This window comes from Synechococcus sp. R5-13, from assembly GCF_047462015.1.
In the GTDB taxonomy this organism is placed as follows: Bacteria; Cyanobacteriota; Cyanobacteriia; order Thermostichales; family Thermostichaceae; genus Thermostichus.
In genome coordinates this window covers 1-11,087 of sequence record NZ_JANSIL010000166.1, presented here as the reverse complement: position 1 = coordinate 11,087, position 11,087 = coordinate 1, and the positions used below count along the sequence as shown (strand labels likewise).

The following is an 11,087-nucleotide window of genomic DNA, read 5'->3' as shown; positions in this document are numbered from 1 at the left end:
AAGGGACTTGAACCCTTACGCCTTGCGGCACTAGATCCTAAGTCTAGCGCGTCTGCCGTTCCGCCACGTCACTCTCACCCATGCTAGCTCGCCCTCTGGGCCAGGGCGACCTGTAGGGCAGCAGTCTCAGCATCATCGTCATCTCGAATCGGAATCCCGCTCCAAGTCGCGAAAAAGAGGTGTGCTCAGGTAGCGTTCCCCAAAACTAGGCTGGATCATTACAATCCGCTTGCCAGCGTTTTCCGGTCGCCGCCCCACCTGGATGGCTCCCGCCAAGGCAGCCCCAGTGGAAATGCCGGAGAGGATCCCTTCTTCTTTGGCCAGGCGCCGGCTGTAGACCATGCTCTCTTCATCTTCCACTGGGATCACCTCATCCAGCAGGTCGCGCCGCAGCACATCAGGCACGAATCCCGCTCCGATCCCTTCAATGCGATGAAAGCCGGGCCGTCCACCACTCAAGACGGCACTGGCCTTGGGTTCAACGGCCACCAGTCGAATGGCTGGGTTTTTCCCCTTCAAAAACTCGCCCGCCCCCGTGATGGTGCCGCCGGTACCTACCCCTGCCACCAGGATATCCACTTGACCATCAGTATCTTCCCAAATTTCCGGGCCGGTGGTTCTGGCATGGATCCGGGGGTTGGCGGGATTGGTGAACTGGCCCAACATGTAAGCGTTGGGAGTGCGGCGGACGATCTCTTCAGCCTTCCAGATGGCTTCCCCCATGCCGCCGGCGCTACTGGCCAGATGCACCTCTGCTCCGTAGGCTTTCAACAGCAGTCGCCGCTCCAGGCTCATGCTCTCAGGCATGACGATGATGAGCCGGTAACCCTTGGCAGCAGCGGCCATGGCCAGGCCAATGCCGGTATTGCCAGAGGTGGGCTCCACCAAGATGGTCTTGCCGGGGGTGATCAAACCGGCCTGTTCGGCAGCCTCGATCATGCTGACGGCAATGCGGTCTTTCACCGAAGCGGCAGGGTTAAAGCTCTCCAATTTCACCACGATCTCGGCCAGGCACCCCTCCGATTGCGGGATCCGATTCAACCGCACCAGCGGGGTGCGACCGATGAGCTGGGTGATGTTGGCGGCGATTTTCATGGCTAACAAAAAGGAAGAAACCATCGCGGCAGTGGGCCCTAGCCCTTAACTCCGGAGCAACCGAGGGCCTTACGCGAGGCTAACCCTTGAATAAGCTCCTTGGCATGCCCCTTTCAAGATCTCACTGCCCTTGGCCCAGCATTAAGGGGGATCCCTGCATTCCTTGAAGTTTTGAGAGGGAGGGCTACAAAACCCCTCCTGAAAATGAATTAGAGTGAGATCACACCGGAAGGACGAGTCCATTATGCACCTGAGTGACATCACTCATCCCAACCAGCTCCGAAACCTGAACCTGAGCCAGTTGCGCAGCCTAGCCCGCCAGATTCGCGACAAACATCTGCAGACGGCTGCCAATTCCCCGGTCGGCTGTCATCTGGGGCCAGGGCTGGGGGTGGTGGAGCTGACCTTGGCCCTCTACAAGACCCTCGATCTGGATCGAGACAAGGTGATCTGGGATGTGGGGCACCAGGCTTATGCCCACAAAATGCTCACCGGCAGGTACCACAATTTCCACACATTGCGCCAGAAGGGGGGGATTTCCGGCTACCTGAAGCGCAGCGAGAGCCGCTTCGATCACTTTGGGGCGGGGCACGCTTCCACCAGCATCTCGGCAGCTTTGGGCATGGCCATCGCTCGGGATCGGCGGGGAGACAACTTCAAGGTGGTGGCCATCATTGGGGATGGTGCCCTGACCGGAGGCATGGCCTATGAAGCCATCAACCACGCCGGGCACCTGCCCAAGACCAACCTAATGGTGGTGCTCAACGACAACGGCATGTCTATTTCCCCCAATGTGGGGGCGATCCCTCGCTATTTAAACCGCCTGCGCCTCAGCCCGCCGGTGCAGTTTTTGGCCGACAGCCTAGAAGAGCAACTGAAGAACCTGCCCCTACTGGGATCCAGCCTCAGCCCAGAAATTGACCGCCTCAAGGAAACGGTGAAGCTGGTTACCGCTGTGCAAAACAACAAAGCCGGCATTATCTTTGAGGAGCTGGGCTTTACCTACGTGGGGCCGGTGGACGGGCACAACCTGGCGGAGTTGTTGGATGCCTTTGAGTTGGCCCACGGCATCTCCGGGCCGGTGCTGGTGCATGTGGCCACCGTCAAAGGCAAGGGCTACCCGCCTGCCGAAGCGGAACAGGTGGGGTATCACGCCCAATCCCGCTTCGACCTGGCCACCGGCAAGCCCTACCCGCCCACCAAGCCTAAGCCCCCCAGCTACAGCAAGGTCTTTGGCCATGCCCTCTGCAAGCTGGCCGAGCGGGATCCCCGCATCATCGGCATCACCGCCGCTATGGATACGGGCACTGGCCTGGATAAGCTCAAGGAAAAGCTGCCGGATCAGTTTGTGGATGTGGGGATCGCCGAGCAGCACGCTGTAACGTTGGCGGCTGGCATGGCCTGTGAGGGAATGCGGCCAGTGGTGGCCATTTATTCCACCTTCTTGCAGCGGGCCTACGACCAGATCATCCACGATGTCTGTATCCAAAAGTTGCCGGTCTTCTTTTGCTTGGATCGGGCGGGAGTTGTGGGAGCCGATGGCCCCACCCACCAAGGCATGTACGACATCGCCTATCTGCGCTGCATTCCGGAAATGGTGCTAATGGCTCCCAAAGATGAAGCGGAGCTACAGCGCATGGTGGTGACCGGGATCCAGTACACCCAGGGCCCCATCGCCATGCGTTACCCGCGCGGATCTGGCGTGGGGGTGCCTCTGGCAGAAGAGGGATGGGAACCCCTGCCCATCGGCAAAGCCGAGGTGTTGCGCAGCGGTGGCGAGGTGCTGATCCTGGCCTATGGGTCGATGGTGCATCCCAGCCTGCAGGCGGCGGAGATCTTGAAAGAACACGGCATCTCAGCCACGGTGGTCAATGCCCGCTTCGCCAAGCCTCTGGATACTGAGCTGATCCTGCCTTTGGCCGAACAGAGCCGCTTGGTGGTGACGGTGGAAGAAGGTTGCCTCATGGGTGGGTTTGGCTCGGCAGTGGCCGAAGCCCTGCTCGACGCCGACCTGGCAGTGCCCTTGTTGCGCTTGGGGGTGCCGGATGTGTGGGTGGAGCACGCCACCCCCGAGGAATCCTTGGCAGAACTAGGCTTGAACAGTGCCGGGATTGCCGAGCGGATTCGGGCCAAGTTTCAGGCACGAGTTCTCAAGGGATCCCCTGCAGAACTTCCCACTGTCAATTCCTAAATCTATCCTGAATCTATTCTGAGAGGCCCATCCGCCGGTTGAACTGCTCGATAGCGGCTTGCTGCAGAGCTTCTGCAACAGGGCGGGTGCGCAGGAGGATCTGCACATCTCGCAGCAGGTTTTCTCGCCACAGATTCTCCCGCAACACCTGCAGGCGGGCGTAGTTGGGATCCAAGCGCATGGCCTTTGCCCCCAGTTCCTCAGCCCGTTCGGTTTCTCCCCGAATGTAGAGGGCAGTCGCCAGGGCCAAATAGGGCTCTGCTACGGCATTGTTCATCTCTATCGTGCGTTCCCAGCGATCGATGGCGGCGTCCAGATCCCCCTGCTCATAGTCCACCAAGCCCATGTTGTTCATGGCCGGCCAGTAGGCGGGATCCAACTGCAAGGTCTTCTCATATTCCTGCCGGGCCGCATCCCACCGATCCAGCATGAGGTAGGCATTGCCCAGTTGGAAGCGAGCGTTGGGGTTATCCGGTTGCAGGGCCACAGCTCGTTCCAGGGTTTCAGCAGCGGCAAAGTAGCTGCCCTGCCGCAAATAAGCCGATCCCAGCGAGTAGAGAACAGCCCCATCTTGAGGAGACAGGGCGCGGGCCTTCTGCAACGAGGCAATCGCCTGCTCCAAGTCCCCCAGTTCTAGGTGTACGTTGCCCAAAACGTAGAGTAGCTCTGAGGAGTTGGGCACCATGGACACGGCCAGTTGCAGGCGGCGCAGCGCTTCTTCCGTCTGGCCAAACTGGGCTAACCGCAGCGAGTCGGTGGCCAGTTGTAGCGCTTGGGCCTGCATCAAGCCCCCATTGGGCAGAGGGACGTGCAGCAACACCTGGGCCTGGGCAGAGCTCCACCCTCCCATCCCCAACACAACTGCCAGGCCCACCGACAAGGCTCGCCAGGGCCGGACGGATAACCGGAACAACAGTGGCGGCATGATACCCACGCAATAAACAGGCCATGCCCATGTTAGCTGCAACAGCCGGGGATCCCTACTTCTCAGTGTTCTCCTCTGCAACTGCCATCGGCCAAATCAGAGGCGCCGCCACCGCCGCCCCGATTGGGTGAGCAGATCTTCGGCAGCCTTCGGCCCCCAGGTGCCGGCCTCATAGGTGAACAGAGGCGGTGCAGCACCGCCGCCATTGCCGCTGCCGGGCTCAGACTCCCAGGCCGATAACACCGGCGTCACCACCCGCCAGGCCGCTTCAACCTCATCGGCACGGGTAAACAGCGTTGGATCTCCCAACAGACAATCCAGGAGCAGGCGATCATAAGCATCCGGTGTACTCGCTCCAAAAGCCGTCCCATAGCGGAAATCCATATCCACCGAGCGAGTGCGGATCTCTGGCCCCGGCATCTTGGCCTCAAAGCGCAACGAGATACCCTCATTGGGTTGGATACGCAGCACCAGGATATTGGGGCTCACCTCCCGAGCCGCCGATTGGAACAGGGAAAGGGGCACCTGCTTAAAGTGAATGGCCACCTCCGAAACCTTCTTGGGCAGGCGTTTCCCAGTGCGCAAGTAGAAGGGCACCCCCTTCCACCGCCAAGTATCACACTCCAGTTTCAGAGCGACGTAGGTGGGGGTTTTGGACTGGGGATTGACATTGGGCTCCTGCCGATAGCCCAGCACCGGCTTGCCGGCAATCCAGCCAGGGCCGTACTGCGCCCGCACCGCTGCGGCTGCCACATTGCGGGGATCCGCTAGGCGGGTGGCCTGCAGCACCTTGGTCTTTTCGTTGCGCACCCCATCGCTGCGCAGTGAGACAGGTGGCTCCATGGCCGTCAGGCAATAGATCTGCATTAGGTGGTTTTGCACCATGTCTCGCAGGGCGCCGGCAGTGTCGTAGTAGCCGGCCCGATCCTCCACCCCCACGGTTTCCGCTACGGTGATCTGCACATGGTCGATGTAGTTGCGGTTCCAGAGAGGCTCGAAAATGGCGTTGGCAAAGCGGAAGACCAGCAGGTTTTGCACCGTCTCTTTGCCCAAGTAGTGATCAATGCGGTAGATCTGCTCTTCCTGGCAAATTCGCTGCACAAGGCGGTTGAGTTCCTGGGCCGAGGTGAGGTCGTGGCCAAAGGGCTTTTCGATCACCACCCGCGTTTTGGTCGGATCGGCCACCATGCCAGCTGCCCCCAGCTGTTGGATGGCCTGGGCATAGAAGTCCGGCGCCACCGCCAGATAGAACACTCGGTTGCCGCGGGTGCCCCGCTCTTCGTCCAGCTGGCTGAGCAGCTGCTTTAGGCGCAGATAGCCTTCTGGATCCCCGATATCCAGGCGGCAATAGAACAGGCGGCTGGCGAAGTCCTGCCAGAGGGCCTCCGGCCCCAAGTCCTGGGGGGCAAACTCCTGCACGGCAGCCCGCATCTTTTCCCGATAAACCTCGTGAGTCCAATCGCGGCGGGCCACCCCCACCAAAGTAAACTCCGGCGGCAGCCGCCGCTGCCCAAACAGCCGGTAGTAGGCCGGGAGCAGCTTGCGGGCGGCCAGATCCCCAGAAGCGCCAAACTGCACCACAATGCAGGGATCCGGGGTGCGTTCTTGGTTGAGACCAACGCGAAGGGGGTTTTCTGCCAGGGTTACCATAGGCCAGCTTGGCTCAAAGAGAAGGATTGGGAAGAACCTAGGGCACCAGAGAACCCTCTAGGCAGCGCAGCACTTCTTCCACGTTCTCGCGGCTGCCGATGATAAGGGGCACCCGTTGGTGGAGAGATTGGGGGACGATGTCTAGGATGGCCTCGGTGCCAGTGGTGGCCGCCCCGCCCGCCTGCTCGGCCAGAAAAGCCAGGGGGTTGGCCTCGTACATCAGGCGCAGCTTGCCCTCCGGTTTTTTCTGGGTGCCGGGATAGAGGTAAACTCCGCCCTGCAGGAGAATGCGGTGAAAATCCGCCACCAGAGCGCCGCTGTAACGGGAGATGTAGCCATCGCGGCGGTGAACATACCGGACATAGTTCTGGATCCCTTCGCTCCAGTGGCAGAAATAGCCCTCGTTGAGGCTGTAGACGGAGCCGCGTTCAGGAATGCGGATGTCGCTGCGGGAGAGGATAAATTCCCCCAAGCTGGGATCCAACGTAAAACCGTGTACCCCCTTGCCGACGGAATAGACCAATTGGGTGCTGGGGCCGTAGAGAATATATCCCGCAGCCAGTTGGCGACGGCCCGGTTGCAGCAGGTCTTGGTTGTCCGCTTCCGGGCGATCCTCAAGAGGGTGAAGGACGGAGAAGATAGAGCCGACGCTGAGGTTGGCGTCAATGTTGGAGGATCCATCCAGGGGATCGATCATCAGGGCCAAGCGGCTGAGGGAGCAGTTTTCCGGCAGGCGAGCCGGGGTTTTCATCTCTTCCGAGACCAGCCGACACACCAGGCCCGTTTGCTCCAAAGCGCGAATGAAGGCCCGGTTGGCATAGTCATCCATCTGTTGCTGTTCTTCCCCTTGGACATTGAGGCTGCCGGTAACCCCCAGCGCCCCTTCGATCAGTCCTGCCTGACTCAGCCGCCGGGCGATCATCTTGCCGGCCAGGGCAATGCGGTTCATCAGGGCGCTGAAGTCTTGGGCCTCTGCCGTAAAACTGCCAAACTGCTGTAAAACATGACGGGAGAGGGTGAGCACATCCCGCAACATCTCCCGTGAGGACTCCGTCCCGCTAACGCGGTCGGCACTGCTGGACACTACCGGCGGGGAGGGAGGAGAGCTGAGAACCATACGAGGCTTCGCCAACACGAAAGAAAAACACCCATACAAGGGATCCCCGACCCCTGCGTCTTGACCCGGAGTGCAAGGACTCGGTCTTGCCAGGGCGATTGGAACCTGGGATCCCTTCTATTAGGTAGGCTGGCCGATCCTCGGCGCAGGTGCAGACAACTTACAGAGTTGCTTCAGATTTGGTCGGATCCCTCTTGCCGGGAAAGCTCATGTTCCCCCGAAGAAACGCGGTAGGATGAGTTATACCCCTTTTCTCCTCTCCCTACTTCGTCCCGGTTTCCTCTTGCAATGATAGCCAATTCCCCTTTCCCGCTGCGCAGCCAAGTGGTTACCCAGGGAGTACAGCGCTCCCCCAACCGCGCCATGCTCAGGGCCGTAGGCTTTCGCGACGAAGACTTCGGCAAGCCCATTGTCGGCATTGCCAACGCCCACAGCACCATCACCCCCTGCAACATGGGGATCCAAACTCTGGCGGAGCGGGCGGAGGCGGCTTTGAGAACGGCGGGCTGTATGCCCCAGGTGTTCGGCACCATCACCATCAGCGACGGCATCTCGATGGGCACGGAGGGGATGAAATACTCGCTGGTGTCGCGGGAAGTGATTGCCGATTCCATCGAGACGGTGGTCAACGGCCAGAGCATGGATGGCCTCTTGGCCATTGGCGGCTGCGACAAGAACATGCCGGGGGCGATGATCGCCATGGCCCGCCTCAATGTGCCCTCCATCTTCGTCTACGGCGGCACCATCAAGCCGGGTCACTACAATGGCCGCGACCTCACCATCGTCAGCGCTTTTGAAGCCGTAGGAGAGTTCAGCGCCGGGCGCATCTCCGAGGAAGAGCTGCTGGCGGTGGAGCGCCACGCCTGTCCTGGTGCGGGATCCTGCGGCGGCATGTACACGGCCAACACCATGTCCAGCGCGTTTGAGGCCATGGGGATGAGCCTGCCCTACTCCTCCACCATGGCTGCAGAAGACGAAGAGAAAGCCGAAAGTGCAGCCCAATCGGCCAAGGTCTTGGCAGAGGCCATCAAAGCCAACATCCGCCCGCGAGATATCATCACCCGCAAAAGCATTGAAAATGCCATCTCGGTGATCATGGCCGTAGGGGGATCCACCAACGCCGTGCTCCACTTTCTGGCCATTGCCCATGCGGCAGAAGTGCCCCTGACGCTAGATGATTTCGAGACCATTCGTGCTCGCGTGCCTGTCCTCTGCGATCTCAAGCCTTCAGGACGGTTTGTGGCCACCGATCTGCACCGAGCCGGCGGGATCCCCCAGGTGATGAAAATGCTGCTCAACCACGGCCTGCTGCACGGGGACTGCCTCACCATCTCCGGCCAGACCATCGTCGAAGTCCTGCGGGATGTGCCGGACGAGCCTAGCCCGGATCAGGAGGTGATCCGCCCTTGGCACAGCCCCCTGTATCCCCAAGGGCATCTGGCCATCCTCAAGGGGAATCTGGCTCCCGAAGGAGCAGTAGCCAAGATTACCGGCGTCAAGAACCCGAAAATTACCGGGCCGGCGCGGGTCTTCGATTCAGAGGAGTCCTGCCTGCAGGCCATCCTCTCCGGCCAGATCCGAGCAGGGGATGTGGTGGTGATCCGCTACGAAGGCCCCAAAGGTGGCCCCGGCATGCGGGAGATGCTCTCGCCCACTTCGGCCATCATCGGCGCCGGCTTGGGGGATAGCGTTGGCCTGATCACCGATGGCCGCTTCTCCGGCGGCACCTACGGCATGGTGGTGGGCCATGTGGCTCCCGAAGCCTATGTGGGGGGCACGATTGCCCTGGTGGAAGAAGGGGATCTTATCACCATCGATGCTCCGGCTCGCCTATTACACCTGCACGTGAGCGATGAAGAACTGGCTCGCCGCCGCGCCCGCTGGTCTCCTCCTGAGCCTCGCTACAAACGGGGCACCCTAGCCAAGTACGCCAAGCTGGTCTCCAGCAGCAGCTTGGGAGCAGTGACGGATTTGAACCTGTGGGATTAATTTCCCTCACCCCCGGCTCGTCTCCCAGAGGGAGAATTGGTACTTGAGAGATAGCTCCAGATTCCTGACCCTGCAGGGATCAGCCTTGCTGGGTTAAGTGTAAGAAAGCGGCAGAGATGAAGGATCCCTGCCGCCTGATTGCGTGATGCGGTTGATAATGAGGATTCAGCGCCGATTAAGTGCCGATGATCCCGCCGTCATTTTTGGTGATCACCACCACCGCCGAGCGGGGGTAGAGATTGGGGTCGTAGTCGGGCCAGCGGGAATTGACCTTGCCGGCAGCAAAGTCGTCCTCGCTGGTGCTGGCGCCTGGGTGCTGCACGTTGATGAACATGGTGCGCTGATCGGGAGTGGTGACCACACCGGTGATCTCCTGCCCAATCGGCCCGGTTAAAAAGCGGCGAATTTCCCCTGTATCCGGATCGGCAGCCAACATTTGGTTGTTGCCAAAAGGCGCAAACTCCTCTTTGTTGAGATTGCTTTCGCTGGTGTCGGTCTGGATCCAGAGGCGACGGCTGGCATCGAACCACAGACCATCGGGAGAGTTGAAGATGTTGTCTTCATTGAGGGGCTGGCCCGATAGCTTGCGGCTATCTTCCGGCGGCCCGGCCAAGACAAAGAGATCCCACTCGAAACGGGTGGCTTGAGGCCGGTCGTTGGCTTCCTTCCAACGGATGATGTGACCCCACTTGTTTTTGGGACGGGGGTTGGCAGCGTTCACCTGGTCTTGTTCCCGACGGCTGTTGTTGGTCAGGGTGAAGTAGACCATGCGGGTTTGCGGATCCACCGCTCCCCACTCAGGCCGGTCCATTTTAGTAGCACCGACAAAATCCGCCGCCGTGCGGGTATTCACCAACACATCTGCTTGGCTGGTGAAGCCGTTTTCCGGGGTTAGACCGTTTTTCCCAAACACCAGCGGCAGCCACTCCCCTGTGCCATCTTCGTTGAACTTGGCCACATACAAGGTGCCATTGTCCAACAGATGTCCGCCCGCCGTTTCCTTGCGGTAGGGCTCGGCAGAGACGTACTTGTAGATGTACTCAAAGCGGGCATCGTCCCCCATGTAGGCCACAATCGGCTGGCCTTCCACCGGCGGCTGAAACACCACGCCTTCGTGGGCGAAGCGGCCCAGAGCGGTGCGCTTCTTGGGAGTGCTGCTGGGATCAAAGGGATCGATCTCCACCACCCAGCCAAAGGTGTTGGGCTCATTGCGGTAGTCTTGGGTGGCATCCGCAGCGGTGGGGGTGGCATTGAAGCGGATGAACTCGTCCGCCTTGTTGCTGGCCAGCTCCCAGCCGTAGCGGGAAGTCTCGGTGCTTACGCCGTAGCGCTTGTGCTCCCGGGGCAGGTTGGGCTTTTGGTCGGGGCCTTTGCTGGTGTTGCTAAAGTAGCCCGCCCAGTTCTCCTCACAAGTAAGGTAGGTATTCCAGGGAGTGACGCCGTGGGCGCAGTTGTTCAAAGTACCCCGGGTCATCGTGCCTTCGGGGCTGAACTTGGTTTTCACAAAGTCGGATCCCCGCACCGGGCCGTGGATCTCCATGAGGGTAAGACCGGTGATGCGGCGGTTGAGGCGATCCCGCACCACTTCCCAACTGCCATCTCCCTGCTGCTTGATGTGGACAATGCTCACCCCGTGAGCATTCAGCTCTTTCAGCACCTGGTCGGGATCGCGGCTGCCGTCAGGATTGGTGGGATGCAAGTCGGAATCCAGCTTTTGGCCCACAGCCGCAGCATGCATAAACCGAGGCTCGACGTACTCGTGGTTAAACACCAGCAAACCCTCGGTGGAGCTGCCCTGCCAGGGATCCTTCCCGTCAATGGGGAAGAAGTGCATGCCATCGTGGTGGCTGCCCACCTGCATTCCCTGCTCGGCACCAGTGTTTTCCAGCTTGAACTGTGGATAGGTGCCGGTGATGGGAGTACCCCAAGCCAGCAGCGGACGGGCAGTGTAGCCTTCGGGCACCACCAGTTTGTCTTCCGCGCTCACAGGAATTGCCTTGAAGCCCAGCAAAGCACTGCCACTGGCGGCTTTTGCCGATTTGGAAGCACCGTTCAGCTAGAAATCGCAGGAGCCCCGCACTGTACCCGTAGGGTCAGTGCCGGGAGGAATGCGCTTTGAT

Annotated in this window: 7 protein-coding genes; 2 read left to right on the top strand and 5 right to left on the bottom strand. The window is 60.4% G+C overall.

The window, feature by feature from the left end; all coding sequences use genetic code 11:
- Positions 1–138: 138 nt before the first annotated feature.
- The gene (cysK, locus tag NW840_RS12355) at positions 139–1,095 is read right to left on the bottom strand and encodes a cysteine synthase A (protein ID WP_011433569.1); all 957 of its coding nucleotides are present in this window, start codon (positions 1,093–1,095) and stop codon (positions 139–141) included.
- A gap of 244 nt (positions 1,096–1,339) precedes the next feature.
- Between cysK and dxs the strand changes: the two genes are divergently transcribed.
- Positions 1,340–3,286 carry a 1-deoxy-D-xylulose-5-phosphate synthase gene (dxs, locus tag NW840_RS12350; RefSeq protein ID WP_011433570.1) on the top strand — a complete coding sequence of 649 codons (1,947 nt, stop codon included), beginning with the start codon at positions 1,340–1,342 and terminating at the stop codon, positions 3,284–3,286.
- A gap of 13 nt (positions 3,287–3,299) precedes the next feature.
- Here the strand turns inward: dxs and NW840_RS12345 are convergent, their stop codons facing one another.
- From NW840_RS12345 to fbp, 3 genes are all read right to left on the bottom strand, one after another.
- Positions 3,300–4,211: a tetratricopeptide repeat protein gene (locus NW840_RS12345; RefSeq protein WP_414344583.1), complete on the bottom strand. Its 912-nt coding sequence runs from the start codon at positions 4,209–4,211 to the stop codon at positions 3,300–3,302.
- Positions 4,212–4,307: 96 nt separating this feature from the next.
- The gene (gene zwf / locus NW840_RS12340; protein ID WP_414344581.1) at positions 4,308–5,861 is read right to left on the bottom strand and encodes a glucose-6-phosphate dehydrogenase; all 1,554 of its coding nucleotides are present in this window, start codon (positions 5,859–5,861) and stop codon (positions 4,308–4,310) included.
- A 37-nt stretch (positions 5,862–5,898) separates the two neighbouring features.
- Positions 5,899–6,897: a class 1 fructose-bisphosphatase gene (gene fbp, locus NW840_RS12335; RefSeq protein WP_414344588.1), complete on the bottom strand. Its 999-nt coding sequence runs from the start codon at positions 6,895–6,897 to the stop codon at positions 5,899–5,901.
- 372 nt (positions 6,898–7,269) lie between these two features.
- Between fbp and ilvD the strand changes: the two genes are divergently transcribed.
- A complete protein-coding gene (gene ilvD / locus NW840_RS12330; RefSeq protein ID WP_414344586.1) occupies positions 7,270–8,967 on the top strand; it encodes a dihydroxy-acid dehydratase in 1,698 nt (565 codons plus the stop codon).
- A gap of 175 nt (positions 8,968–9,142) precedes the next feature.
- Here the strand turns inward: ilvD and NW840_RS12325 are convergent, their stop codons facing one another.
- Positions 9,143–10,978, bottom strand: coding sequence for a PhoX family protein (locus NW840_RS12325; protein ID WP_414344579.1), 1,836 nt, complete (start codon positions 10,976–10,978; stop codon positions 9,143–9,145).
- Positions 10,979–11,087: the final 109 nt, after the last annotated feature.

What these genes read in the sequence shown, in the direction of transcription:
- dxs (WP_011433570.1), top strand. Translation starts at nt 1,340, where the DNA reads ATGCACCTGAGTGACATCACTCATCCCAACCAGCTCCGAAACCTGAAC.
- zwf (WP_414344581.1), bottom strand. Translation starts at nt 5,861, where the DNA reads ATGGTAACCCTGGCAGAAAACCCCCTTCGCGTTGGTCTCAACCAAGAA.
- fbp (WP_414344588.1), bottom strand. Translation starts at nt 6,897, where the DNA reads ATGTTGCGGGATGTGCTCACCCTCTCCCGTCATGTTTTACAGCAGTTT.
- NW840_RS12345 (WP_414344583.1), bottom strand. Translation starts at nt 4,211, where the DNA reads ATGCCGCCACTGTTGTTCCGGTTATCCGTCCGGCCCTGGCGAGCCTTG.
- cysK (WP_011433569.1), bottom strand. Translation starts at nt 1,095, where the DNA reads ATGAAAATCGCCGCCAACATCACCCAGCTCATCGGTCGCACCCCGCTG.